Here is a 25,669-nt window from a genome sequence, read left to right on the forward strand (position 1 = left end):
TCCTGGTGAGCTTGCCATGCCCAGTATGGCACTGTCATTACAATGCCAGTATCGTTGGCCTTAATATCAAGTAGGCCGGATGGAGACTGAACCTTTAAATCCTCTTCGAATATTTCAAAAAGTCCTTTGTAGACTGGGCTGTCAATAGACGATCGGATACAAAATTGTTCGTAGACGACACCAAGGCAAGCATGCGCATCATCTATTACGATGCTTCCAATTGGTATTTTTTGCTCTGCAACACCAAATACAGAACGACCATTAAAAAGTTTGTGAACATTTATTACCAAAATGGAACGACCAGCTATGAAATCTGGATCTCTCTCGCTGACCGTTGTACTGATTCCTAATGCCTCAGCTTCCTTGCAAACTTGTTCGACCAAGAAGCTGTCAGGAGTAACGTATACGGCGGGTTTAATATTCTCATTGAGTGAGCTTTGAAGGCAGAGAAGTCCTACTACTGTCTTACCTCCTCCCGTGTTCATTTTAATCGTTAAATCTTTGGCTGTTCTGCGTGAGTACCATTCATCTAGAACATCGGCCTGTTCATCAAGCGGACGCTTGAAGCGGTTATCACGTTTTAACGTAGTAAAAATCTTTCGAGGGTCTGTCTGATTTGTACTTGATCCTGTATTTAGTTTACCAAAATCCAGCATTGTCTCTCTCCTTTTAAGGCAAATTACCTTCAATAGCCATTTCAACTACGTGCTCAAATGTATTAAACATAAATATCTAAGTTAAAAATGAAACATGTTGTCATAGCTGTTTGAAGTTATGCGGTATTTGTTTAATCAATTTTACGCTTCAGCTAACTGGTTTCAGAAAAAAGTGCCCTTAACTGCTGAGAACTTCATTTATTTGAACCACTAAACTAGATTTGACTTACGATTCATTTATAAATCACTCAACAATAGCCTTCAATAATGCATCTCGTGCATCTTGATAGAATTGAATGTCGATTTTTGTTGCCATGTCATCAGAGAGATCATAAAGCTGCCTACGGCTGGTAACGGGCATTAGCAGTGCCGAAGCCCCTTTTTCTACCGCTAGTTCTGCGATATTAACTGCACTATGAATGGGCTCTATTGATCCACCTAGGTTTATTTCACCGACTACAATCAAGCCACCTTTGACAGACTTTTTGAGAAGACTACTGCACATGGCTATCAATGATGCCACTCCTAGCTTTGAACCTCGTTTCGATGAATCAAAAGCCCTGAGCTGTATAGTGAACTCGTGCGCTCGGGGGTCTCGATCACCTAACAGTTGCATAGAGCGAGAGTAAAGGTTCTGTTCAGCGTAACGAACCGATTCTCTGAAAGGTGGTGGTACTGGGTTATTTAAAATTTTGACACCGGAGCCAGGTCCTTCATTGACTTCAATACGATACAAGCCAGGGTTGTCGTCAATGTCTTGGCCACCCTCGCTGACCGTCCAAATCTGGCCGGGCTCTAATGGATCGTCGCCAATTTCGTTATCGGACCTCAGTTCAGGCGTGGCGACAAACTTCTCGACACCATCATCACCCAGGAAGTAGCTGAAGTGGGTGTTACGGAACTCTGCTGCACCCACGCGCTTCTGCTGCTCTTTGACGCGACGACGTACTTCCAGTCCCAGCCTTACCGCCCATTCCAGGTCTTCGTCACTGATCTCCATGTCCTGTGAGGGATACATCAGTTTCAGCAAGCCAGAGACGGTCTTGTTAACGGCATTTACATCACGCCCACTTAAAGCGCCACCAAAATGAACACGATTTTGCAAAACACTCACTCGGCTCTGGAAACGCAAGCGACTTAAGCACTCAGAGAAAAAGTCACTGACCAACCCAAAGTGATCGGTCGTAAGCTCTTTATTCATTTTCGGCACATCCCAGCAGGAAGATAGCAATGAATACGATCCATCCAAGCGGTATCGTCTCGCATCTCAGGGGGTAAAGGGCCAAAAAGATGACCAACTCTTTGTTGATGTTCAACATCAACATCAAAGTTACCTACGAAAACCATGGAACCATCAGCTCGGATGCTCTCTTTTCCTCGTGAAAACTCACCGGACTCCATGTAACCTTTCATGATGTTGATCCCTTCTTTGGAATCGAAGGAAATTCCACTCACTTCGTCAAAACAGACAACATCATATTGGCATACCAAGCCGCGCGCACCGGAAGCATTATTCACAAACATTTTGGCGATAGTTGCTTTACCGCCTGAAATCAAATGCGCATAAGGGGAAACCTGCTGGAAGAGATGGCTCTTGCCTGTACCCCTAGGCCCCAGCTCCACAAGGTTATAGTTGCGCTCTACAAAGGGAACCATACGCAGCAAATTGGCATCTTTGGCCCGGTCACTCAAAGCATTTGCTTCAAGCCCAATACTACGCAGCAGGAAGTCCTTCCATTGCTGACTGGTAAACTGCTTTCTAGCTTCCGCCAAATCATCGAGCACGTCACGCTTCGAAAGCTGAATGGGGCGTAAGTCCTTAATACCAAAAGCATCGCCTTTTTCTTCGGCGATCAATGAGTCATATTCAAGGGTGATTTCGGCGTAAAACCCACCCGTTAACAGCCGCTCATTATCGTCTACGACATTATCGTTAATACGAACACGATTGAGCTGTACGCTGGGTAAAGTCGCCACGTAACCATTATCTTTTTGGCTGAATCGGGCACTGACCAAATCGATCAGCTTTACCGTACCGTTCTTGTAGGCTCTTGCTTTAAACAGCTCTTCTTCACCGGCTCTGACCGTACGCGACTCCAATTGCCGCTGAACAATTTCCAGCCCTTCCTCAATTTCGTCCGGATCGGTGCTGGCACAATACCGCCCCAGCAAAAACTCAACCACATAGGTAGGCACAGGAAATTGCCGAGCAAAGGTTCGCACCAAATCTTTACGAACTAAGTAACCTTCCAAATGCGCGGCGGCAATTTGATCGAGTTGGTCTAATTCCATTGTTTATTCTCCGCCAATACACGTTTTCTGCTGGGCGATTAGCTCACCACTTTCGGTAAGCAACACGATGACTGCAGTAACGCCTTCTAATTCTTCATCATCAATAACCACAGAGCCTACGCCGGAATCTTTAATCGGCTTTATGCTCATAACCTTACTGGTCGTAGCGTCGCCAGCATCTAAGCGAACGTCCAACAATAAACCTTCAAACACACCCTCTACGGCCACATTGCAACGCAGGCCACGCCAGGAAACATCCGTGATTTCAGCTTTAACATCAACATTGCCCGCCTTACGGATGATCAATTCCGGTGTTAAGCATTCCTGAAGACTGAGGCCTCCGTGGGTATATTCTTCACCTAACTTGTAGCAACTAATGCCGTTGGCGAGTGCAAAATGCTGGTCAGCATTCCAATGCCAAGGGTACAGTTGTTCATCGGTGTGGGAACCGGGCTTAATCGAGGCGCAACGCCCCCATTTGCTATCCACCAACGCCGAAGGCAGTTCTGTTTTCGGCAACCCGCCAGGTAGCAGTAACCAACCGTGATCAGTGACCAAGCGGACTTGCTTCCAACCAGCGTTCAACAGGCTCGTAATGCGGTCTTCAACTTCGACCAAAATAGCATCAATGTGTTTTGCCAGCTTCCAACCCCGGTCATGGCCTTCAGAGTCTATGTCTCCATACTCGCACCAGGCTTGTCCAGTGCTTTCACCGGTTTCAGCTTTCGCCAACTTCTGCCAGCCGCTGGTTTCCAATAGCTTTTGAAAATGATGGCCGCTTAACTTTTGCTCGGTTTCCTTAACGCAAGGCTCGAAAGCCTCGCTACCAACCACGCCGGAAATTTGCTGCGCCACAGGGGATACAGCGGGTTTAGCCGTCGCTGTTACGCTGGGCAAAGCGGACCATGCTGTCGACAACTCGACACTGTAGCCTTTGGCTTCCAGTGCTTCAGCAAAACGCTTGCCCACATCAAAGCGCAAACCATCCACAAAAAATACCGTCTCGCTTTTGGCGTACTTAACCGGCTTACGGTTGGCGGCAATGAGTCCAGGGTAGCCATGTTTTTGCACGGACTCTTGTAAATAGCGGGCAGCGTCTTGCGCCCAATCGGTATACATAGCCCGAATGGCCTTAGAGGCCGCATCAAAGTCTTCTTGTTGATCAATGGGCTTTAACGCTTGCACAACCGCATCGTCCGCCTGCCAGGCGACGGTTTGATAGGTATTGGCCATATCCGCAATACTGCCACCCGCAATCGAGCTTTTAGTCACTTCGGCCAGCTTTTCGAGCCACTTCAATGACTGTGCCAGCGGCGACAAGCCGAGCTCTGCCCACACCAAGGTTCTACGTTCACCGTGGGTGTTGTCCAAATCTGCAATCGATTTGCGGGCTTGCGCAGGGGATGCCTGCTCCAGGCGCGCCAGTGCCAGGCGCAATTCATTTTCTTGTTGCCGATTCCACTGTGGCCAACCACTCTTATCGGCAAACATATCCATGGGCAGCGCTGTTTTTTCCAGCTGCGCAGGGATATTGGGGTATCGCTTAGGCGCTTCGCCGTATCTATCCCAAACCGGTTGCCAAGGGCCATCGTGGGCTGCCAATAAAGCGGCCGCACTCAATGTGCCTTGTTTGTCTGGGTCAAAACCCAACTGCGATTTAATAATCTCTACAAAGGCTCGCCAGGCGGTATCGCCCTTGGCGGCTTTAAAGGCATCGCCCTGATCCAACCACTGCAACAGATCACGAATCGGGTCGCCATCAATCAATAAGGTATTGAAGTAGTCTTTATCTAAGCGCTTGCCTTTAAGCAGGCTTACGTCAACATCCAGCAGGCGATACAAGGCCAGTTGCATGGCATGCAAAGCAGCGCGATCTTGGGCTACGTCCAGCCCCAAGCCACCTTGGTCTGAACGCAAAAAAGCGAGAATGGTCCAGTCTTTGGCATTTACTTGCGACCAGATCACGCCTCGGTACTGCAGCTCTGCCAAGGGCTTAAGGGATTCAGGGCAACTTTCGATGGCCCTGATTTCCTGGCGACTGACACCCGGCAGATACAAAATTGGGATAGCGCCAGCTGCTTCAATACCGTCTACCCGATTAGCCATCGCGCAGCGCAGCCAAATAGCCGGGCCAGTCTTTTGCTCCGGCGCATAGTCGCCTAAGGTCCACAATTGCGGGAGTCTCGCTTGCAACTGGCCAATAATGGGCTGCCATAAACGGTCTTTGTCCGGCCACAGCACGGCAGCGGGGGCCACTTCAATATCCGGGTTGAAAGAACCTGAATTCAGTAAGGCGTGCTCTAAGGCGGCTAATACAGTGGTCATGCAGCCACTCCTAATGCTTCCAGCTGTTCTACCCAGGCATTAAACAGTGGGCACTCTCTCCGTATGGCATCCAGACCAATGTCTAATCCAATCAGCGAACCATGGGCTACCTTGTCGTAGTCTTCACAGACTTTCAAAATACGTTTTGACGGCACGGTTTGAGGTCCGTCGTTAATATGTTCTGGCGTTGCAAATTGGCCGCGAATTTTTGTTAGCTCAGTCACGACGTCTTCATCGTCAAACCACTCACCAAACGCTTCAGGCGCACTAAACAATAAACCTTCAAACTCGTGAGCAGCTAGGTTGGCGATGAAATTCGCTTGGCCAATATCTGCCTGAATGGCCGCGCTCGCCGCTTTGACATTGGCAATGGAGTCGGCTGTTTTGGCAAAGTCAGGAAAATCCGCAGGTAAAGCGTAATAATCAATCAAGGTGGTCACGAAGGCCGTGCTATCTTGTTTGCACTTTTGCACCACCTGGTGCTTTACCTTGCCATAACTCACCACACCGCCTTTGCCTTCTTTGCTGGTACGTAAAATAATGGGGTTCACAAAAATATTCAGGCGGTCAAAGTGAGGTCGAAGCACTTCGCGTACAAAGGTATCTTCCGTTTGCCCTTCGCAAAAAATATGCACTCGAATCATTTGGCTGGTCTCCCACCCAGAATATTCTTCTGCCAAAGCTCACCCAAGGTGTAATCTTCCAGCCACACTTTAAGCTCGCTTTCATTCAAACGATGCAAGTTGGTCACGCCTTCGCCGCGATCGGCCACAATCACATCTTCAACTTCAAATTCATTAAGCAAGTCGGGCGACTGCGTTGAGATGATGATCTGATGGCTCTTTGAGGCTGAGCGCAACAAACCCGCCAACAAATGGATGGCAAACGGGTGTAAACCTAATTCCGGCTCGTCGATGAGTAAGGTTTCTGGCTTGAATGCTTCAGGTTGCATTAACACCGTGGCCAAGCACATAAAACGCAATGTGCCGTCAGACAAGGTATGGGCTTTGAACGGAATATCCTGGCCTTTTTCTACCCACTCCAATTCGATTTGATCTTTGGCATCGGGTGACGGGCGCAAATGAAAATCGCCAAAAAATGGCGCAACTAAACGAATGGTTTTGATAATGCGGTTGTAATTTTTTTCGTGCTGATTTTTTAGATGATATAAAAACGCCGCCAAGTTGCGTGCATCCGGCCTTAGATAGGCGTTGTCGTTAATGCCGTGACGTTGCTTTACCAGTGCGCTGTCACTGGTGTCGTGAAAGTGGTAAACCCGCCAGCTTTTCATGGCAGGCACGGTATACTCTTTGATGCCCGATTTGTGCGATTCGACGCGGCTTTCAAAATGCCCAGCACCTACGCTTTTATCGCCACTGACGTTCCACCACAGGTTTTCACTGGCAAACATCATGCGGTTATCGGTGGTAGCTCCAACGCAAACTTATAGCCGTTATTGCCAAAATACAGCTCGGCACTGAAACGCTCAGTGACTTTTCGGCCAAAATGCAACATGGCATCGGGGCCGCCTTGTTTGCTAACAAACAACTGCAATTGGCCTTCGAGCATTTGCTGAATCAGCTTAAAAAAGCTGATGAAATTCGATTTTCCCGCCCCATTGGGGCCGATGAGCACATTCAACTCATGCAAATCTAAATCACATTGCTTAATCGACTTAAAGCCCTTTAATACAATGCGTGACAGTTGGTTGGAGTTCACTATGAAGCCTCCGTTTGTTTAGCTTTTTCGCGCGCCGCTTTTTTCTCAGTAAGGCTTAAATGATGCTCGTTAATGCGGTCGCCTTCTTTGCCGCCGTATTGCGGGCCGAGGTGATACCAGGGAGCACTTTCGACATCGGCGCCGCGATCTTTGGTCCATTTGATGCTGGCGATTTTATTGCGCAGTACACCGGCGTTTCTGACTTTGACATCATCCACTAAAATAAAGGGGCGAATATTCAGGCGCACGCCGTCGTTTAAATCCGGGTTCCAGCCGATGGGTTGTTGCTCTAGCGGCTTCCAGCGCACGAAGATATCCAGCGGTGCTTCGCCTTCGAGGATTTTAATCAGGCGCTTGCGCAGGTTTTCGGCAGCCGCCAGACGTTCCTGCGCGCCATCCACACCCGCCGCAATTTCGTCTTTCTGGCGTTTGATCCAATCACCCAGGTAGGTATAAATCAGGGTTTCCAGCAGTTTTTGATCGAACTTGTGGTAGTTGATTAGCACCGCAAAGCCATCATTCAGGCCATCCCAGATATGCCAAATAAAGGGGCGGTTTTGGAACAGTTTGACGTGTTGCTCGAAGAACTTATCGCGCAGCCAAGCATCTAGGGTTTTACCGGCATAGCAACTGACGAGAGCAGCTGGTTAAGCGTGGCTGGCGTCCAGGCATCACCATAAGCAGCGGCCAATAGATTGATTAAGCGGTCAGCCGCCAAAGCTTCGCCGCGCACGGCGGGAATACAGACAATGCCGTCTTCATCGGCCAATGGCAGCAATGCCTCGCAACGCTGCACCCACTCGCGCTGTTCATCGGCCTGCTCCATGGTTGCGTCAAGTTCCGCAGGCCAGCGGTAGCCGAGTAAGCGGGCTACGGCGATATGCAAAACGGTTTCATCGGTGCGAAGCGGACCATCAGTCGTCCACTTTTCCGCTTCATCCCAAATGACAGAGCCGCAAGGGTGACCGTGGAAAATCCATTGGGTGGGATCGTCGGTATAGGGTTTGGGCAAGCCGTTGGGGTATTTGTCCTCAGCTACTTTAGCCCAGTAACCAATATCAAAAGGAACCTTCACTAACGTTCCAGTTCCAGGCTGCAATGCGGGATTTAATTTACGAACCTCAATGTTAAAATCTGGGGAAGAGCAATATGCCCAAATCATACTTTCAAGTTGTACCCGAGAAAAATCCTTACTTTCCTTATCTTTTAGGACCAAGGCTGCTGTAATTTTGTCATGCTTATTTCCGAAATAAATTGCTGCATGCAACGAACGCATTAAATTTATAAGTACCCCGGATTTTCCCCAAGCAGCGTAACCCTGCAAACGCGCTTGTTTCGATTTTGATAACTCTCCATCATTTCTTTCCCACCTCAATACCGAACTTAAACCAGAATAATGTGACTTGCTCTCTGGAGACCGTTGGAAAACGTCCCATAGTTCGTTCTTTTCTATTTCAATTTCCCAAAAAGAATTAACGAACCGCTCTCCATCGCCAGTTGAAAGACCCTCAACGCTCATCGCGAAGTCCAACAATAATTCGGTTTTCTTAATATCTTCAATTGAAATTCTTGAATCAGGGTTTTCCAGTAACTGGTTTTGCAGAACTGTCCTTATCTCGCCATCTTTAATCAATATGGCCTTTTCAGGAGCAGTTTTAGGCTGGGAAACATCTAATCCTCTTACTGCTTGTTTTTCTTCAAGCGACTTAAAAAGACCACTAGAACGTGCTAGCTGTTGTTCACCACCTCGACTCAAGGTTACCATCGTTGCAAAGGCCCCCGCTGCTGCCGAAGACTCGAAGCCACCTTCACCTAATCTTGCTACTAAATGCCAACGATCATTTATCAGGAGCTTCTTACGAAATGATTCGTAGTACTTCTGGAATAGCCAAGTTTGGGGAAGAACAGCACCAACAGTGCCGTTAACAGCACAAAACTCCAAACACCTTTCGAGAAATACAGTTGCCAAATCATTTTTTGATAATGGATACATTTGTGAGCAGTAGTCTTGTAGTCGCTGGACTTGTTTCCCTTTAACTAAATAAGGCACATTGGTAACCACCCATTGGTATTGGCTGGCTAACAGCTTGGCGGCTTTGGCCATACCTTGGGCAACGACGGCATTTTCATGGGCGGCTTCATGCTGTTCGTTGGTTTGGGATTCTTGCGCGCTTTCCGTTGCGAGGGCTTTATCCAAGGCTTCGGAGAGTTCTTGCCAGCTGACCAAACCGGCCGCCTTGCTTTTTGCGGGGTTCATCAGGCTGCCGAGTACGGGCGCGTCTTTAAAGTTGTCGTGCAACCAATCCATGGCGATGCTGAGGTTGTGTTTACCGCCCATGTGCGCAGCCAGTTGTTTCCATTCGTCTTTGGCGGCGTTAATCGCCAAACCGGAACAGGCCACTTGGATTTCCGGCAATACCCGGTAACCGCCGGCGTTGGGGTATTTCCAGGCGCTCAGCGCCAAGGCAAAAGCGGCCAACTCGACACAGCGCTGGTCTAGCTCTAAACCGTGGATGTTATCGCGCAACACGGCATCCGCCGCTTGCTGTGCATCCAGCTGTTCCAGTTCCATGCGCAGTGGCACCAGCATATTGAAAGCGGCCACTAAAAAATGGCCGGAACCACAGCTGGGGTCGAGGGTTGAGAGTTGGCTTAATTGTTTTGGCCAAGCGTCAAAAATGCCGGAGGCTGGTTCCCAAGTGCCATTTTCGCCCTGTACAAACCGCAGATACTCCAAGGGCACGCCATCAATGGCCGCCTTTCGCCGCAGCTCTTCTTCACTGCCGGCGTTTTTAAAATCGTCTTCACTTAAACGCCGCGCTGCCCACCAGGCACCTAATGAGTTATCCAGCAGAAAGCTCACCATATAGGGTTCGGTAAATAGCTGGGTGACGGCAGGCAATTCCCGCGCACCGATTTTCACTTCCGATTTATTGATGCGCTCTTTGTTGTTGGCTTGCCAGAATTGATACACCCAGCCTAATGAGTCGGTGGCGGTAAAGACTTCCGTGGGCAGGCTGATCAGCAGTTTTTCTAAATCCAGTTGATGGTTAGGGGCAAGCTTGAGCTCAAACACCGGCGAGTCGACACGGAAGATTTGCGGCAGCATTTGTGAGGCATAACGCCCGGCCAGCTCCCAGCCGTTGGCAGCGCTTCATCAGCCGCCAGGTCTTCACATTCTTCCAAGGTAATGGCCACCGGCTCGTCTGGGTCCGGGTACATCAGCAGGTTGTTTTCCGCCAAAAAGCGGGCAAACAGCATGCGGTGCCAATGCTCATAGGCCACCTCTTCTTGCAGGCGCTCAATGCTTTGCTCGCCATCGGCTTTGCGCGCATCGCCCAAACTACGTGCATGGGCACGTAGGCGCACCCGCAGGTTTTGCTGGGGCTCATCAAGGTAACTGGGCTTGGTTTTTTCGCCCACCCCCAATTGCTCTAATACTGCCAGCGTGGCTTCCTCGGCAATATCGCGGGCTTTTTTAACGGTGTTTTCCAGCTGGCTGCGCAGCTTTTTATCCAATGGTTGCAGGTGGTTATTCGTTAAAGCCATAGGTTAAATCCTTGCTGCTTGATCATGCCGGCCAAATGAGCATCCAATGACCAAATATAAACTCGACGGCTGGAGTTCTGAGCACATAGCCGCTGCCAATCATGAATGATAGATAAATCGCCCAGACCACTGCCACGCATGGCATGGTCGGTAAACTCACCTAACCACTGTTTTAATTCATCGGGCTTTAAAAAGCTGATGGGTTTAAAAGGCGAGCTGCCCTCTAAGGCTTGATTCACTTGTTCAACAAAGCGCTCCGCGCACAGACGGCGCAGAGTGCCATCACCGTTTTGACCAATGTGATTACCGGTTTCAATAATAGTAGCCATGGGCAAGAACAGCTCTTCTCGATTTGTTAATTTTTGCCCAAGCTGTTCCACAATTGCGTCATGCTGGCTTGCTTTTGATGGTACATTCAGCACTTCTACAAAAATAGAGGTATCAATCAAACAAATAGCGGTCATGATTCATTACCGCCGTTGGGCTCTGGGTTGACCGTACTTTGTTTTAACGACTCCAACCAATTTAAGGACTGCTGTTGGCGCTGTTCGGCGGTGGTGTCATCTTTTAAGAAGCGTTCCAGTACACGTTGCGTCATTAACTGGCCGAGCGGGCCTTGGGCGACTAATTCGGAGTAGCGCTCTAAATCGCCCAGTTTGACCAAACGGCTGTCACCCTCTTTCGGGTCACGGTAACAACAAATGACATCGGCCAATGACTCATCTGGCAGCGCATCTAGCAGTGCTGGGTTGTGGGAGGTTAGCAACACTCGCAGCTGACGTTCACTGGCCAAGGCTTGAATTTGCGTGACTAAGGATTTGGCCCGGCTAGGGTGCACACCGTTGTCAATTTCTTCAATAATGACCAAGGCACCTTGTTTGGCGGTGAGCAAAGTAGCGGCAATGGCCAGCACTCGCAAAGTGCCGTCAGACAATAAGGGGGCATCTACTGTGCGCTTTTTAGCGCCAAAGCTTTCTTCTAAGCGTACCATGACATCTTTACGCTCGGTCTCAATAAACAGTATGTCTGAAATGTCCTGCTCGGGCAGTGAGCGGATAAAATCGAGTAGCTGTAGTTTTTCCGCTTCGCCTTGTTGGCACACGCTGTACAAAACAGCAGAAAGATTACTGCCATCTTCTTTGATGTCATCGTCTTTGGCATAGACGTATGAACGCATCAGTGCCGGGCGAGGGTCTAGGAAGACGATGTCCTTTAACGTTTCTCGCAGCGATTTGGTTACATCAGGAATGACTTCTTGTGATTTCTTGTCTTTTTTATTAAATCGGCCAGGGGTTTCCAGCTGATAAAAGATTGCCTGGCGATTAGAACAAGGAATATGAGGCTTGTTTTTACCCTTGAGAAAGTTGTTGTAAGCAATACTCAACTCATCTGAATGCTGATTGGGTTTGCTGTCGACTTTGTAGAGAGGCACTGTTTGGTTAATGCTGGTGACACTCTCCCCTTCAACAACTAGCTGTTCGGCTAGCTGTTTGATGTCGATGCTAAAATCACTCCAGCCGTCAGGTGCATTGGAGGTGTGACAGCCAAGCTTGAAAGCAATGAGCTCGTCACGAAATAAATCTTTTGCCAAACCACGAACAATGCTGTCGCCACCTTGAATAGCCTTTTCAATGTCGTCCAACCGACTGCCTTTTGCTAACCAACTCAACAGCCGAATGGCTTCGAGTGCGTTACTTTTCCCTGATGCATTGGCACCAATTAAAAAAGTAATAGAAGCTAATGGCAAAGTAGCTGCCTTGTAGCTCTTAAAATTCTCAAAGGAGATCTGAGTGAGCATTCTATACCTACCTTAAAACTACTGGCCCTTCGGCCAGAGCTTGTTTGAGTTGGTTTTCAGCATCCAGTAACCACTGCTGTATCTCAGCCTCTGTTTTTAAGGTACAGCGGCGTAACGAAACGAATTGCGCTTTGGGCTCCATCTCTTCAGCGGCCTTGATGGATATGGCATCAAAGCGGCTCGGCATGGCAGCAATGCGCTCGGCCAGCATGCCAATGCTGATGCGCTGTAGTGTTTTTTGAATGTCGTCACTGGAACCGACAGCGATTTCGGGCTTGTCGGTTGCGGTAAGCTTTTGCTCGGCCAGGAACTGGTGTTTTTGTTCCTGTTCCAACTGTTTCCAGTTGCTATCTTCTCCTAAGCGATGCATGCCTTTAGCGTGTGCGGCATCATAAGCTTGTTGCAGGCTATTGAGTTCATCGCGCAGCAGTTGGGTGTAGCTGGCCATAAGCGGCGCGATAAGGTCTGGCTCGGCCAGCAGTAGGCGCTGTTCTTTAATTTGATCGACCTGGGCTTGGAGCACCTCGGCACCATCGAGCGACTTGGCATGATTGGCAAAAACTTGCAGGGTTTGCCAGGCCGGAAGGCGCTGCTGAATGCTGACGCTCAGTGCTTGCCAGTCTTCAATTTGTTTCTTAAGATCGTCACGCAGGTTGTAAATCGCCAGTAACTGCTCGTTGCCGGCTGCACGGCGAATATCGTCCAAGTGACTGGTGTTAGGCTTAGCCGGGCGCGGGGCATCACCCCCAGCGTTATCGGCCAGCTGGCTGAGTTTTTGTAAGAACTCTGGCAGTACCGCCAGCTCTTCATTCTGCTTAGCCTGGCAGCCTACTTGTTGCAGCAGCTTACGAATTTGAATGCGCTGTGGTGTGGTCACCACGGCGGTTTCCAGCTTAAAGAAGCTAAGGCCGATTTTTTTACGCTCCAGTTCGCGCGGTTCAATGTTCTGGCCGCGATCGGTTTGGGCACGCACCACGCCTGCCACCACCAACACTTGCAAAGCACCATCCACCGCATCGCCTGGCCAACCGTAGGGCGCGCTTTCAAACTGGGTGCGAATATCCGCGCCTTTTTTACCGCCGGCTAAAAAGTTAATCACCGCTTTGCAAACCTGGTTTTTGGCGGGCTCGCCGTCGTCACCCACCGCTTTTAAGGCATCAGAGGCACCGGTTTTGGCTTTGTCGTACACCTTGCTCCAACCGGTATGGTCGGCGACATGGAATTGCGGATAGAGGCGAGTGAGCGAATTTTCAGCCGCTTCTAGGATCATCTCTTGCAGATCGTTACCTAATACTTCGTTGCCGCCAGCCTGGAATACACGAACGCCATCGAGAATGTCACCTAAAAGATCATTCACTTTTGACTCTGCGATGCCTTGAGCGGTTTGCATGGCGGCACGGGCTTCTTTGCCTTCTGGCGTATCCGGTGAGCTTTTTCTTCCAAGGTGGCAGTGGTAGCTTTAGGTCAATTAAATGATGGCGCAGGTCATCGGCAGAGCGCTTGGGAATATGAACGTAAATGGTAGAGGCGGTATTGCCTGCCTGACGGGCATCCACTCGTACTGAGTTTTCATCGATGCTCCAGCCGTCGCGTACCCAAACATAAATTTTGCTATCTGCATCGCCTGGCAGAGAGGCGTCAAACAGCGCCGACAGCGCACGCGGCACATTAGACTGACCGTGATTGACGGAGAACTTTTTCACCCGCTCAGAGAACTTCTTACGGATGCGGTCGGTGCGTTCGGTTTCTAGTCGGTGCGCTTCGTTCGCTAGGGTATTGCGGTGGCGCAAATAGGCATCGTTCCAGGCTTGGCTTTCTTCGGTTTGAATGCGGTACTCATCGCCAACTTTCATCAGCAACTCGCAGTTGTCCAACAAGCCTGCCAATTTAGTGCGCAATGCCGAGCTACTTTGGTTTAAATCCTCTACCATCAGATCGGCAAGGGTTTCCAGATTGGCTTTGATGCCGATCTCTTTGTTCTCGGCCTGAAGTTTGCCGACCAAAAAGGCGAGGCCACAGGCCCTGGCTAATAGCTGTTGCTCGTCGTTGCCTTTCATCCAGCTAAAGGTCTTTTCATGCACTTTGCGCGGCAAAACACGTGATTGCAGGAGTTTGTCGGCACCGTCGAAGTAGAGATAGTCCGCAGGGATTACACTGCCAAGGGGCTTATCAAGGTTAGATTGGATACACTTGTGGATCATGCTCAACTGATTACGCAGCTGACTGTCGGTTCCGGTTTGGTCCAACACACGCAGGGTGTTTTCCCAGAAGCGGCGACGTACTGGTAGGATGGGGTAATCTTGGGCAAAGAACTGAATATCGTCCTGACGGTGGCCAATTTTTGACTCCGCCAAATGGCGGGATATTTCGCCCAGATTTTGCTGAAGTGTCTGTTCGATTTTGGGCAATGATTCTGCTTTTTTCGCAAGAATCACCTGGCGGATAACCGCGTCCACGTCGGCATCCGACAGTTCGATACGGACCGTAAAACGACCTTCCAATTTTTTGAGGTTAGACGTACCCGTTACAGCAGTTTGGCCGGTACCAATAAATAGCAATTTGCCGCCTATATTTTTACAACAGGCTTCGACAGCCTCTTGCACATCGATAGAGCGCTGGCTGTCTTCACCAATGTACTGCTGAACCTCGTCGAGCACGATCAGGGTCAGCGGAAACTTGCCATTGTTCGATAAGGCCGCCTTGATGGTTTTGATCATGTCATCTGAGCTGACATCCTGCACATAGGGGTATAGGTTGTTGAGTGTTTCAACACAGGAAACAGGCGACGAGAATAAATTGGGTTTTACCTCACACAGGGCCTCATGCAAACCCTCTGCAACGTAGAAGTTATCGAGCTCTTCATCCCAATCGTGGCCATTGTTTTCTACATGACGTTGAACTTGCTCGTAGATACCTTCCGACCTGAGCCACATCACAAAGCGGGCAACGGGATATTGTTCTGGCAGCCCAACCGATTTAAAGACAATGCGCAAAAGGGCCAAACGCACGCTGCCGCTTGCACCAGCGCCCAAGGTTCCCGACGCAGCATGCAGCCCACCGTGGCGTTTGCCTTGAGTGGTTAGCTCAGCCAGTAAGTCTTTGACGTTTTGCGGCAGTTTGGCGATACCGCGCGAAGTGGCGCCATCTGGAAATATCAGATCCGTCCATAAGGCGCGCAACATTTTTACCAAGTGCGATTTACCGGAGCCATAGAAACCGCTGATCCATACTGCAGGCTGCTGAGCTTGATCAACATTCTTGAGGTAAGTATCTAAAATATCTTCGACGCCTTTTTCGTACTGGCCATCGCAAACGAAGGTTTCCAGTTCGTACCTAAGCACATTGAGTGCTTCTTGGGTTTTATCATCATTAACGCTGGCAACACCTTCGTTAACCAATTTACGACTAGATGGGCTGGTTAAATAAATATCCTGGTTAATCATGCTTTGGCGTCCTATTTAGTAAATCTTTTCAGCAGTAATCGGTACGGCAAGGTAATTCCAGCCGTCGTAACCATCAAGTAATCTGTAATTGTTGTTTTCGTAGCTGCCTGGAAAAAAAACCAGCAGGCGGCCAGGCACCATCGGCGCTAATTTATCGACGATGTCTTTAACCTTTTGAAATCCAAATAAACTGCCCACACCCGACACGGCAACAACGGTGCCGTGATCGGCTCCCGCTTGTTCGATATACTCTTTGAATTGGGCAGCGATGTATTCTGCGTACTTTGGCAGCAGCGTGTTGATCAGCTGCGGTTTTTGAAAATAGCTCTTGGCATATTTCTGACTAGCCAGCCAATCAGCAAAAGTATTGGTGAGATCAAAATGACACCACTGATGACCTTTGGCTTTGGTTACTAGCTCAAACTCATCGATAGAGACGCGCAAACGCAATTCATCATTTTCGTTGTAAACACAAAAAATGACACGTTGAGCTGCCGCCGCTTCACTCCAAGGCGTTGCGATGTAATTGCCATAGTTTTCGACAAGGCGTTTAAGCTTGCTCACGCACCCACTCCATTTCTTGTTGATTGATGAGAGAAGGAAATGCTACTTCGACAACCGAGCCAACTCGTTTTAAAACCACCCAGCCCTTTCGCGCTGCAGACTCGATCAGGTCTAACGCTTTATCTGGCCTACATTCAAGTAGCTGCACATATTCACTGGTAAACAACTCTTCTCCTCGGCTGCCTCGAACATATGCCATTAATAGAGCAAAGCTAACCGCTGCTGCAGAAGTGTCAGAGTGGCAACGAATTTTTTTAGCTTTACCCTTCAAAAATCCAGCCTGTGTCCAAGTAGCATTAATATTTTGCGCAGTCGACTTTAGCGTAGCTTCACTGAAACGATCTGGGAATCGACTACTGATGATATCTTCAATCTCTTGGCGCTGAATTTGCTCTCCGATATTAGCTGATAAAATGTGATTAGCGCTCATCTGTAGAATGGGATCTCGGGCATAAGACATGAGCAAGGCTAGGTGCGGACGAGCTTCTTCAGAACGATACCAAAAAAACTTTAGTGCGCGAAATAAAAGGAACGAATCATCTAATCCGTATAGATCCGCTAGATGCCTTACCGTTAGAAAACGCGTTCGAGCCGAGCGTTTAGACAAGCAGTTATCATTAACAACAGCATCAAAGTAGACTTCTTTATTTGAGGCTTCTTGGGATACATAATCGAGTAGCAACGTCAACTCAGGAAGCATCATCGTTCTTGATAGATGTGCACCACTCTTTGAGAGACTGAAGCCAAAATGTTCAAGATTACTTTTGTTGTTCACGTTTACCACCCAAATCTGCGGCACCACCTGATCTTACCCAGTGATCAACCTCGGTTATTTTGAACTTCCAAAGGCGACCAATACGGTGAGCGGGCATCTTCTTCTTGTTGATCCAGGCGTAAACAGTATCTTTGCTGACACCAAGGTGACTGGCTATTTCTTCGACTGAAAGCCATTGCTCGGGCATGGGACATATTCCATCAGATAGTTAGATTGACGGTCTTTCGTTGAGATCATTACACAGTCCGAATCTTGTGTAAATCAGATCAGATCGGACTTGGTATGATTTAATGGGGTTTGATCGGATACAGCATAATGATTTGTCATGCTACTCATGAGGGATTGGTCACAAGACCAACCCCCAGTAGTTAGACACATAACTCGACTTCATCATTACATGTCCACTAATGGTACCCATTTAACGATTACATAGTTCTTGATGTCGTCAGGCGTTACCTTATCTTCAATTAATTTGCAGATGACTGACGTCATCTCTTGTCGAACACGAACATCCCCTTCTTCATTGATTCGTGCAATGTAGTAGTGAATAAAATCAAAAAATGCTAATTTTGTATCTTCAAATAACATTGGCGACATTCCGAATGCTCCTAAACGATCTAATCGCCAAGTCACTGCCATGTAAAAGGCATTCCATAGCCCTTCTTTCTTAATCGAAAAAGTTGTCGCAGTTTTAGACTCCTCATTTTTTGCCGGTGCCTGAGCGCGAAACGTATTGATAACAGATGAAGGGCGTACTGGGTTGGTACGACAGTTCCAGTTAATGCCAATCACCCCCGTTTTGTTATGTTGATGTTTGGTTTTGACACTGAATAAATTCCCATACTTTTCAACTAGCTGATCACGATAGACTATTGCAGCATCCAGAGCAGACTTAACACCTCCATAAGTTTTAAAGCCAAAAAACATTTTAAATGTTTCATAATTATATGTTTTACGAACCCAGTAGCCGTTTTTTAAACGGGTAATATACCTCATCCCTAGTGACTTCTTAGACATAATCAGCCTCCACTGTAAAGTTCTCATTGAAGTCTTTGCTTTGAAAGTCATCTTCTCGGCTGATTGGAACCCACAACATCGATCCATTAGGTAGTTTAGCCATGCCCTTCATCTGATAATTTCTGGATATTGATGCTTGGAAGTCCGATGCTGAATTAAGTCGGTCGGCATACTTTACGTATTCAACGAGAACGGTTTTTGATTCATTACCGTATTTCGATCCATAACAAGTTGCTGTCCATATATGACGTAATGTATCTGCGACTTCAGGGCACTCTTTATCTAAATATTTTAGCCCGGGTGAGCAAAGCTCTAAAGTGAGATCGTCGTGGTAAATTAGGCGAGATTTCTGCTCATCGTATCCTGTCTCTGTATAGGTTTGCGTTTTCCCAATATCGTGCAACAACCCTGCAACCATAGCTGTTTCTTTCATTGCTCCTGGCATCATTGTGTCATTTTGCTCAATCATGCATCGAACTAGGTTTGCAACTGCAACAGAGTGTCTGACCAAGCCACCCTTTTCGCTATGATGATTCATCTGGCTGGCAGGAAAGTGGATAAAACGCTCCATCAAATCGTCCTGCATAAAAATCTGACTCACTGCAGTTTGAAAAGGTTTAAAACCAAGAGAGTCAATCATATTGAACATCTCATTGACTGCATAAACGTCGGGGCATGAATAAGGGTTGGATACTGGCAAACTTCTAATAGGGACATCTAGATCGTTATACACGGGCGCTATAACTGCTGGTTGAAGGTCATTGTGATGCTTACTTGTATAAAGTTGACCTCTAACAAAAACGATAGCATCGAGCTTTAAGCAGTCTGCTTCTATACAACTTTTTTCATAATTAGATACCTTCAGAGTTTGATCCCACTGTTGCAGTGTAAACTCTTCATATGGCTCCCCGCCAAAACTAAACTTAGGCTCGACTCTGACTACTTTATAAAAGCCACTTATCTCTTGAGAAGCTTGATTATTAATTTGTCCACTTTTCATACACTACCTCTAATTAAATAAAAATATAAATGATAGATAAAATCTGCTGACACTCATCCATCTGTAAACATAATATCAAATTAGATTCAAAAAAATTTCGAAAAAAAGACAAAGAAATAATTTTTAGAAAATTATAAACAGCAAATCATTTATAATACAAATGGGAAAGTCCGTCTTTTATATTCGAATTAAAAAACGGTAACGGATAAATATATTATCTGAAAAAATTATATTAATAATAGTTGCCAATCTGTTTATTAGCATCCCTTTCTAACACGCTTTACTGTTCTCTTAGAGGATTTAATCGCACCAATTTTTGATGGTGCACCAGTGTGTGTATCTATTTTTAGCAGGCTTAACCAATGCTCTTTACCTAATGCTGTCACTAATAATCTTAAAGCTCTGATGTAATCTAACCTTGTAGCTTCACTGTATTTTTCCAGTGCAACATCCTTATACCATTGGCAATGCATCAGTTTTATCTGATTGTAGTGCATAAGTTTAGGGTATTGAGCTGAGATTGCATCGAGAATGCGCTCTACTCGCAGACAGGTATCTTCGAAAGTTTTTTTTGCTAGCATCATTTTTTTTGAGTCGCTTAATCAATGTCGCCTTGTTCATTTTTTTGGCTTCCCTACATAAGCATAAGCAACGTCTATTCTGCCATGGCCTGCTGTACGAGATACCTCTTTCAGGCCTTCTAACACTAGCGAAGCATCCTGAACAGCATCTATACCAAGCGCATTGAGTCTAACTGGTGATAAATAGCCAGTTCTGCTTTCATATACACGATTTAACCCAAGGGCTCGAAGTTCTCTAAAATTCGGAATATTGAATTTTTTCAGAACTTTTCTTAGTGGATTCAGCACTTTATTCTGAAATTGGATGAAAGTTTCATCTTCTGAGAGAAGATTGTCACTGCCAGAAGGACACACAGAGTATAAAAATTCTAGGAAAGCTAGCTCTTCATCTCCAATTTTTATGATTCGATCTTTTGACTTGCGGCCACCCTTTGTTCCTTCCAGTATACAAACCTGCCCCGTCCGTTTAGCTTCAACTTTCAGCCTATCTAGATCTGCAAGCACGGCCTCGCGCACCCGCATCGAAAGGTGGTAAACGAGCCATACTACTGCAAACTCCCTGAACTTTTTCTGCTGCTGAAGAGAGTGCAGACATTGCATTACGTTCTCATCAGAGCAGGCTGGCGGTTCAGTTCTGATGTTAGAACCATTGGGTAAGTAGTCTGACGGTTTAGCGAACATCAGATCGTCATTCCTGAACGCACCCATTCCCACATTCATACTGGAAATTAGATTTCTGACATACTTCAGACTTAACTCTCCAGCACTAAATTGAGCTGCAACATGCTTTGCATAGGCGTCCATATGCTCTTGTTTAATATTGCGAGCATCCCGAATGTTGAACTCGGATATTAAAAAGCGAATAAAGTGTGAAAATCTACCACTGTGCGTTTTACTCGCACTGTAATGCCCACCTCTGTAGAGATAAACAATCGCCTGATGTGCCGCATATAAAATCTGTTTGCCAAATCCGTAGTTCTTTTGCATATGTGTACTAGCCATAGATAGCCTCCTGTAAAAAAGATTGCTTGATTGCTTGATTGCTTGATTGCTTAAAATTTGTGTGCGCCCAGAGTCTATGTCTATAGGACGTAAGCTACTCCCAGCGCACTGAACTTACGCCCCCTAGACATAGTCAGTGTTAAACCGTTTCGATATCGGTCTCGGTAAGTTCCCTTCAATATGATTAATTCACTAAACACCAGCTTTTTCTGGCATAAATGCACAGCGGGGAAGCCCTAGCCTTCATCAAGACTCAGGTGAAAAGTTGTTCTTATATAAATTTTGCACGTTAAAGAACATACGCTGCGTGATGCGCAGTAGAACCATGAGTTCTAGTTGCTCTTCTAGTGCGGCAAATCCCTCAGACTTGCTCATAAATCAGATAGTTAGCATTTAAAAACAAACCATCTCTTTTTTTATTTTTAAAAGCAAAAGCGATTTTTCAACTGCAACACGGCAGCTGTTTGGTCTACAGCACTTGTTTCATGCTGCGAGATTTGTGGAACTGATAAGATTTTTTTAATTTCCAGAAAGGAATTTTTTGATAGGGCCACTGCCATTCGGCAGCCGCATTGTTTTTGGAGAGAATCATTGCAAAGCACAGTGTTCGCAATGAAATTAGTAGATCAGCGAGTAACTCAACGACACTCAATGCTACGGAACTGCAAGGTATGCATTATTTGGGTTTGGCTCAACTAAACTTGGATTTACCGAGTTTTTGCCTGAAGAAAAGAGAAAACCATCTCTTGTATTAGATTGCTGCGCTTTAGGTCTATCCAGCTCAGAGACCTCCTAGGATCAGACGATCCAGTAGGAATGAGCTTTTATAATAAGATATTTTTTTGTTTATGCAATAGATTGGCTAAAATATTTATGCTACTAGCTTAACTAACCCATCTTCGGCACCGGTGGTAAATGATCAGCAAAGGATGCTTGTGATGTTTGATTATAACTTCCAATTTTTGTGGATGTTTTACCCGAACATTTAATAAACTTTAATGTCAGGATAAAACATTAAAATCATCCAGTGTTCGAATCTAACATTAAAGAATCTAAATGTTTTAATAGAACACTATAATCAAGAACCCCTCTCTTAATGTTCGAATAAAACATTATAACTTTTTTTCATAAAAAAATTAAAAAGCGAATTTTTTTTGAGAAAAAATGATATGCTACTTCCATCTGAGCAATCACAGCAAAGATTTGACAACAGTAAACTTTGTTTATCTATGAAGCATCTTATGCAAGGTCTCAGAATCAACACAATGCCAACGCACTAAGAATCTATAGGAGCAAATGAATGAAAGAGCCCAAAAATCATAGTTATAGTAAAAATTCTGCAGAGCAGTGAATGGTTAAGAAGGAGATAGAAAAGTTGAATGAAATACCTTAGTAAAAAAAGACCACATGAAAGTGGCCTTATTCATAACTTGGTATGCATAAGCAGCTGCAACTGCTATGCAACAAATGATAAATAACTTATAAACACACTACCGAAACTATCTGAAACATCGGTCAAAGTCAACGCACATCTGTCCTATAGGGATTTCAATTTGCGTTACAACCTGATCAGCATGAAGTCTCGGTAAAGCCCCAGGAGGGCAACCCTATGATTAAAGAGAGTTTTGCGACACCATTTAGCAAACAAATCATTCGTCGCAAGGAAGTAGAGACCATAACAGGACTTAGCAGGTCATCAATCTATCGTGAAATTGCAGCGAATCGTTTTCCAAAACCAATCAAACTTACGCCTAATGGTACTAGTGTTGGCTGGTTAGTGAAAGATATTTACGAGTGGATAGAACAACGTATCAATGATAGCAGAGCTGCATGAGAAACCGTAAATAAATACTTGTGAAACGCCTATCCTTCATTTCTATGATGTTAAGGATAGGTCAAATTCTCAATCAACAAATGAATGAATGGACATGCTCAGGGGTAGATCAAACGTTCTAGACAGTAAAAGTCATAACAAGCACTATCTGACAACATATAACTTGCAGACTAACGATGAAAAAAATTCACATCTACATTTCGGGGGTACATTTGGGGGTACATTTGAAATCTAAAATAAATAATTACATAAATATCATAAATTTAAATGAACTTTTCGTTAGACGCCACCCCACCAAATTGCACTAAATGATTGATTCACAATCATTTTCTTATCAAGAGAACATCCCCTACCCGATTGGTGACACTCACAGGTGACACTGGGGGTTCTCAATGAATTCAACCCTACCCTACACATACCGATCTTCGACAGGTAATTTCTTTGCCCGTTTTGTCGTGCCCAAAGACCTTCGCCAGACCCTAAACATCCCTGAACGCGAAATTCGCTTCTCTCTTCAAACCAAAGACAGAAACACTGCAAAGCATAAAATATTCGAATATGCAAGTATTTTTCAAAAAAATATTGACGAATTAAGAACCCATCGCTATACTGTACATTCATCCAGTTTAATTGGCAGGATAAAACAATGTGTTATTCACAAAGAGATTTACAATTCAAATGTGTCAAGGAGCGATATTATGCAACGACAAGAACGCGAGGTTTCATTACCGAGAAATAGATCTAACGACCTATCTGATCTAACCAAGTACTTTTCCCCTTCTCAGATCAACTCATCTGATTCAATCCCAAAATCGTTTTTTGGGTCAACTTCATCTCTTTATTCCAATCACTCCCGATCAACACGCCCTTTAATGCGTGGAATCAATTATGCACATCAGCCCATGCTCAACCCCTACCAGTGGGACCCACTGAACAAGGTGACTGTTGAATTTGGTGTCGAGAAAATTACCTTTGATTCGGGCAACCACAAACTAGATAAAGAAGATGCAAATGAATGGCTTGAAAATCGCCGATCCACCGGCGGCGGTGGCGGTGGTGGCACGACCATCACGAACTCTAAAACCATTGCTGAAGTCATTGATTTATTTGTTAAGAGTAAAATCAAATCGGGTGACTGGTCAGATGAAAACACACGAAACCATGAACAGTCGCGCATCGACTTTATGTTCACGATGATCGACACGTCAAAACCCTTTTCATCACTCACACGTGCTGATGCCCGTCAGATGAGAGATAAGGTTTCGGAAATTCCTGATAGGCGCTTCAAAGACGGGAATAAAGTCATTGTGGCGCAAACAGCCAAGAAATATTTTGTTCTCTTCCAAGCGATCTGCCGTTTCGCCTTTGCTGAAGAACACCATCATATCAATATTGCCGATGGCGTTGAGTTCAAAGTTGCCAGCAAGACCCACACAAAACGCCAAGGTTTTACACAGGATGATCTAACAAAATTACTGAGTGGATACCACTACACGCAAACACCTCTGAATCGTGTGCGTGATCTCTATGCTTATCATTTCTGGGTCATCCTGATCGCCCTTCACTCAGGCGCTCGATTGAACGAAATTTGCCAGTTACGTATCTGTGACATCATCAAAGCTCAAGGTTATTGGTGCTTTAACTTCCAAGAACAAGGCGAAGGGCAGTCGGTTAAGACTGAGAACTCCATTCGTAAAGTACCCATCCACAAGGCGTTACTGCATCTTGGTTTTCTTGAGTTTGTTCAATCACGACTAAATGAATCACCCACCAGTGATTTACTGTTTATTGGTCTGAATTTCGACAAAAAGAACAAGTTTGGGAAGAAAGTCAGTGATTGGTTCAATGGCAATGACAAAATGTCTAGCTATCTATCCCAGTGTAACCTCACCGATCCAGACGATAAGGTGTTTCACTCCACCCGCCATACCGTCATTCAATGTCTGGTAGACCAAGACGTTGAGGAAGTTCGGATTGCATCAGTGGTTGGTCATGAACATGGTTCAACCACATCACGCTATGGACGTGGCAGAGGGATCAAACAATTAGCCTCGACCGTGAACATGATTGATCACGATATCGATCTTTCCCACCTGAATTTTGATGCTTTTCTGGAGTATGCGAGATGGCGAGGAAGACCCAATGTAGGTCGCCCTATCGACATCAAAGCAAACTGGGAAAGAAAGAAAAAAGCATTAGCTGCAAGGAAGAAAAAAGAGGCTGACAAACAATCTATTGTCAGCGATTGAGGGGTTTCAAGGGGTATCCCCTTGACCGACGTCTTACCCATCGACCGTAGGGAAAATGGGTAAGACATAGTCGGTCACTGGGTCTTAGACCCACGCTTTGAAAACAAACAAAACAAGGACTTATTTTATGAAAAGGATTTTATTATGGCAGGATACCAATTTATTCATTACGAAGCGTATGCTCGAACTGGAAATGACAAAAAACGTAGTCTAATTTCGATTGCTAAAGAAGCAGATCGAGATAGTGGCAATCATCCACACGTGAGCGCTCCACAACCACCCGAATTTTTATTGGGTACTTCTTTCGTAGAATCGGCTGAAGCTATCGTAGCCGCAGCAGATACCAGCAAAGTTCTCCATAGCGGCAAAAAACGCAATCTTCGTAAAGATGCAAATGTGGGCATTGGTCTAATCGCTAGCCATCCTCTATCTATAGAAGATATTAATGCGATGTCTGAGCCAGAACGAAATCAAAGAATTGCTGAAATTAAGCAATGGGCTGAAGATACCGTCACTTTTGCTGAAACGGAGTTTCCAAATCTTGTGAAAGTCGCCGCATTACATTGGGACGAATCACATCCTCACATACACATACTTATCGGTAACACTGAACCTAGCGAGGATTTTAATATTATCCACAAAGGGGAGCAGGCTCGTAAAAACGCGCAAGGAAATGACAGGACTGGTAAAGGAAAAAAACTAGGAAATGATGCCTATACAAAGGAGATGCGTCGTTTCCAAGATAAGTACCATGATGAAGTAGCAATCTATTACGGTCAGGCGAGACTTGGACCGAAACGCAGACGGAAGAGTCGCTCGGAATGGAAAAAAGAACAGGCTCAATTGGACTTGCTTGCTAAATCCC

The 25,669-nt window shown here is 46.1% G+C and carries 23 protein-coding genes and 2 pseudogenes; 4 read left to right on the forward strand and 21 right to left on the reverse strand.

The annotated features are described in order from the left end of the window. From D791_RS17615 to D791_RS17690, 21 genes and pseudogenes are all read right to left on the reverse strand, one after another. The coding region (locus tag D791_RS17615) for a DEAD/DEAH box helicase (protein WP_036514520.1) at positions 1-656 on the reverse strand (656 nt) is incomplete at its 3' end. A 244-nt stretch (positions 657-900) separates the two neighbouring features. Beyond that, positions 901-1,572 carry a S16 family serine protease gene (locus D791_RS20470; protein ID WP_237748706.1) on the reverse strand — a complete coding sequence of 224 codons (672 nt, stop codon included), beginning with the start codon at positions 1,570-1,572 and terminating at the stop codon, positions 901-903. A 24-nt stretch (positions 1,573-1,596) separates the two neighbouring features. Next, positions 1,597-2,948: pseudogene (brxL, locus tag D791_RS20475) on the reverse strand (BREX system Lon protease-like protein BrxL); the annotation flags it as partial. A 3-nt stretch (positions 2,949-2,951) separates the two neighbouring features. Further along, on the reverse strand, positions 2,952-5,273 hold the full coding sequence (pglZ, locus tag D791_RS17625; protein ID WP_036514523.1) for a BREX-1 system phosphatase PglZ type B: 2,322 nt from the start codon (positions 5,271-5,273) through the stop codon (positions 2,952-2,954). After that, a complete protein-coding gene (locus D791_RS17630) occupies positions 5,270-5,917 on the reverse strand; it encodes a DUF4276 family protein (protein ID WP_036514527.1) in 648 nt (215 codons plus the stop codon). Before D791_RS17630 ends, pglZ begins: the two co-directional genes overlap by 4 nt. Continuing rightward, positions 5,914-6,687, reverse strand: a complete 774-nt coding sequence (locus tag D791_RS17635; RefSeq protein ID WP_202806903.1) for an AAA family ATPase — start codon at positions 6,685-6,687, stop codon at positions 5,914-5,916. The genes D791_RS17630 and D791_RS17635 overlap by 4 nt, the downstream gene beginning before the upstream one ends. Further along, positions 6,684-6,992, reverse strand: coding sequence for an AAA family ATPase (locus D791_RS20480; protein ID WP_202806904.1), 309 nt, complete (start codon positions 6,990-6,992; stop codon positions 6,684-6,686). The genes D791_RS17635 and D791_RS20480 overlap by 4 nt, the downstream gene beginning before the upstream one ends. Then, entirely contained in the window at positions 6,992-7,498 is a 507-nt protein-coding gene (locus tag D791_RS20485; RefSeq protein WP_202806905.1) for a hypothetical protein, read from the reverse strand. The genes D791_RS20480 and D791_RS20485 overlap by 1 nt, the downstream gene beginning before the upstream one ends. Before the next feature lie 101 nt (positions 7,499-7,599). Then, on the reverse strand, positions 7,600-10,068 hold the full coding sequence (locus tag D791_RS17640; RefSeq protein WP_202806906.1) for an Eco57I restriction-modification methylase domain-containing protein: 2,469 nt from the start codon (positions 10,066-10,068) through the stop codon (positions 7,600-7,602). Continuing rightward, positions 10,026-10,541, reverse strand: coding sequence for a hypothetical protein (locus D791_RS20490; protein ID WP_202806907.1), 516 nt, complete (start codon positions 10,539-10,541; stop codon positions 10,026-10,028). Before D791_RS20490 ends, D791_RS17640 begins: the two co-directional genes overlap by 43 nt. Next, positions 10,532-11,005, reverse strand: coding sequence for a hypothetical protein (locus D791_RS17645; protein ID WP_051514666.1), 474 nt, complete (start codon positions 11,003-11,005; stop codon positions 10,532-10,534). The genes D791_RS20490 and D791_RS17645 overlap by 10 nt, the downstream gene beginning before the upstream one ends. Beyond that, positions 11,002-12,339: an AAA family ATPase gene (locus D791_RS17650; RefSeq protein ID WP_036514530.1), complete on the reverse strand. Its 1,338-nt coding sequence runs from the start codon at positions 12,337-12,339 to the stop codon at positions 11,002-11,004. Before D791_RS17650 ends, D791_RS17645 begins: the two co-directional genes overlap by 4 nt. 7 nt (positions 12,340-12,346) lie before the next feature. Beyond that, positions 12,347-13,729, reverse strand: coding sequence for a hypothetical protein (locus D791_RS20495; protein WP_202806908.1), 1,383 nt, complete (start codon positions 13,727-13,729; stop codon positions 12,347-12,349). Next, a complete protein-coding gene (brxC, locus tag D791_RS20500; RefSeq protein WP_202806909.1) occupies positions 13,689-15,782 on the reverse strand; it encodes a BREX system P-loop protein BrxC in 2,094 nt (697 codons plus the stop codon). Before brxC ends, D791_RS20495 begins: the two co-directional genes overlap by 41 nt. Positions 15,783-15,797: 15 nt before the next feature. Continuing rightward, a complete protein-coding gene (locus D791_RS17660) occupies positions 15,798-16,346 on the reverse strand; it encodes a BREX protein BrxB domain-containing protein (RefSeq protein WP_036514531.1) in 549 nt (182 codons plus the stop codon). Next, positions 16,333-17,121, reverse strand: a complete 789-nt coding sequence (locus tag D791_RS17665; RefSeq protein ID WP_036514534.1) for a hypothetical protein — start codon at positions 17,119-17,121, stop codon at positions 16,333-16,335. Before D791_RS17665 ends, D791_RS17660 begins: the two co-directional genes overlap by 14 nt. After that, positions 17,105-17,308, reverse strand: coding sequence for a helix-turn-helix domain-containing protein (locus D791_RS17670; RefSeq protein ID WP_036514537.1), 204 nt, complete (start codon positions 17,306-17,308; stop codon positions 17,105-17,107). The genes D791_RS17665 and D791_RS17670 overlap by 17 nt, the downstream gene beginning before the upstream one ends. Positions 17,309-17,514: 206 nt before the next feature. Beyond that, on the reverse strand, positions 17,515-18,138 hold the full coding sequence (locus D791_RS17675) for a hypothetical protein (RefSeq protein ID WP_036514539.1): 624 nt from the start codon (positions 18,136-18,138) through the stop codon (positions 17,515-17,517). Then, on the reverse strand, positions 18,131-19,138 hold the full coding sequence (locus tag D791_RS19340; RefSeq protein ID WP_051514667.1) for an HD domain-containing protein: 1,008 nt from the start codon (positions 19,136-19,138) through the stop codon (positions 18,131-18,133). The genes D791_RS17675 and D791_RS19340 overlap by 8 nt, the downstream gene beginning before the upstream one ends. 257 nt (positions 19,139-19,395) lie before the next feature. Further along, positions 19,396-19,722, reverse strand: a complete 327-nt coding sequence (locus D791_RS17685) for a hypothetical protein (protein ID WP_036514542.1) — start codon at positions 19,720-19,722, stop codon at positions 19,396-19,398. A 33-nt stretch (positions 19,723-19,755) separates the two neighbouring features. Continuing rightward, entirely contained in the window at positions 19,756-20,721 is a 966-nt protein-coding gene (locus tag D791_RS17690; RefSeq protein WP_036514544.1) for a hypothetical protein, read from the reverse strand. Between the two features lie 1,609 nt (positions 20,722-22,330). Between D791_RS17690 and D791_RS17695 the strand changes: the two genes are divergently transcribed. The 4 genes and pseudogenes from D791_RS17695 to D791_RS17705 all read left to right on the forward strand — a co-directional run. Then, a complete protein-coding gene (locus D791_RS17695) occupies positions 22,331-22,555 on the forward strand; it encodes a helix-turn-helix transcriptional regulator (protein WP_051514668.1) in 225 nt (74 codons plus the stop codon). Between the two features lie 392 nt (positions 22,556-22,947). Continuing rightward, positions 22,948-23,142 (forward strand): annotated as a pseudogene (locus D791_RS22110) (DUF6538 domain-containing protein); the annotation flags it as partial. A 111-nt stretch (positions 23,143-23,253) separates the two neighbouring features. Further along, positions 23,254-24,804, forward strand: coding sequence for a site-specific integrase (locus D791_RS17700; protein ID WP_036514558.1), 1,551 nt, complete (start codon positions 23,254-23,256; stop codon positions 24,802-24,804). 144 nt (positions 24,805-24,948) lie between these two features. Then, positions 24,949-25,669: plasmid recombination protein (locus tag D791_RS17705; RefSeq protein ID WP_036514560.1), on the forward strand; the 721-nt coding region annotated here is incomplete at its 3' end.

Origin of the sequence: Nitrincola nitratireducens, from assembly GCF_000585235.1 — a bacterium.
In the GTDB taxonomy this organism is placed as follows: domain Bacteria; phylum Pseudomonadota; class Gammaproteobacteria; order Pseudomonadales; family Balneatricaceae; genus Nitrincola; species Nitrincola alkalisediminis.

Coding starts and splice junctions, on each gene's coding strand:
- pglZ (WP_036514523.1), bottom strand. CDS start 5,273: ATGACCACTGTATTAGCCGCCTTAGAGCACGCCTTACTGAATTCAGGT.
- D791_RS17630 (WP_036514527.1), bottom strand. CDS start 5,917: ATGATTCGAGTGCATATTTTTTGCGAAGGGCAAACGGAAGATACCTTT.
- D791_RS17635 (WP_202806903.1), bottom strand. CDS start 6,687: ATGATGTTTGCCAGTGAAAACCTGTGGTGGAACGTCAGTGGCGATAAA.
- D791_RS20490 (WP_202806907.1), bottom strand. CDS start 10,541: ATGGCTTTAACGAATAACCACCTGCAACCATTGGATAAAAAGCTGCGC.
- D791_RS17645 (WP_051514666.1), bottom strand. CDS start 11,005: ATGACCGCTATTTGTTTGATTGATACCTCTATTTTTGTAGAAGTGCTG.
- D791_RS17650 (WP_036514530.1), bottom strand. CDS start 12,339: ATGCTCACTCAGATCTCCTTTGAGAATTTTAAGAGCTACAAGGCAGCT.
- D791_RS20495 (WP_202806908.1), bottom strand. CDS start 13,729: ATGCAAACCGCTCAAGGCATCGCAGAGTCAAAAGTGAATGATCTTTTA.
- brxC (WP_202806909.1), bottom strand. CDS start 15,782: ATGATTAACCAGGATATTTATTTAACCAGCCCATCTAGTCGTAAATTG.
- D791_RS17670 (WP_036514537.1), bottom strand. CDS start 17,308: ATGCCCGAGCAATGGCTTTCAGTCGAAGAAATAGCCAGTCACCTTGGT.
- D791_RS17675 (WP_036514539.1), bottom strand. CDS start 18,138: ATGTCTAAGAAGTCACTAGGGATGAGGTATATTACCCGTTTAAAAAAC.
- D791_RS19340 (WP_051514667.1), bottom strand. CDS start 19,138: ATGAAAAGTGGACAAATTAATAATCAAGCTTCTCAAGAGATAAGTGGC.
- D791_RS17685 (WP_036514542.1), bottom strand. CDS start 19,722: ATGATGCTAGCAAAAAAAACTTTCGAAGATACCTGTCTGCGAGTAGAG.
- D791_RS17690 (WP_036514544.1), bottom strand. CDS start 20,721: ATGGCTAGTACACATATGCAAAAGAACTACGGATTTGGCAAACAGATT.
- D791_RS17695 (WP_051514668.1), top strand. CDS start 22,331: ATGATTAAAGAGAGTTTTGCGACACCATTTAGCAAACAAATCATTCGT.
- D791_RS17700 (WP_036514558.1), top strand. CDS start 23,254: ATGCAACGACAAGAACGCGAGGTTTCATTACCGAGAAATAGATCTAAC.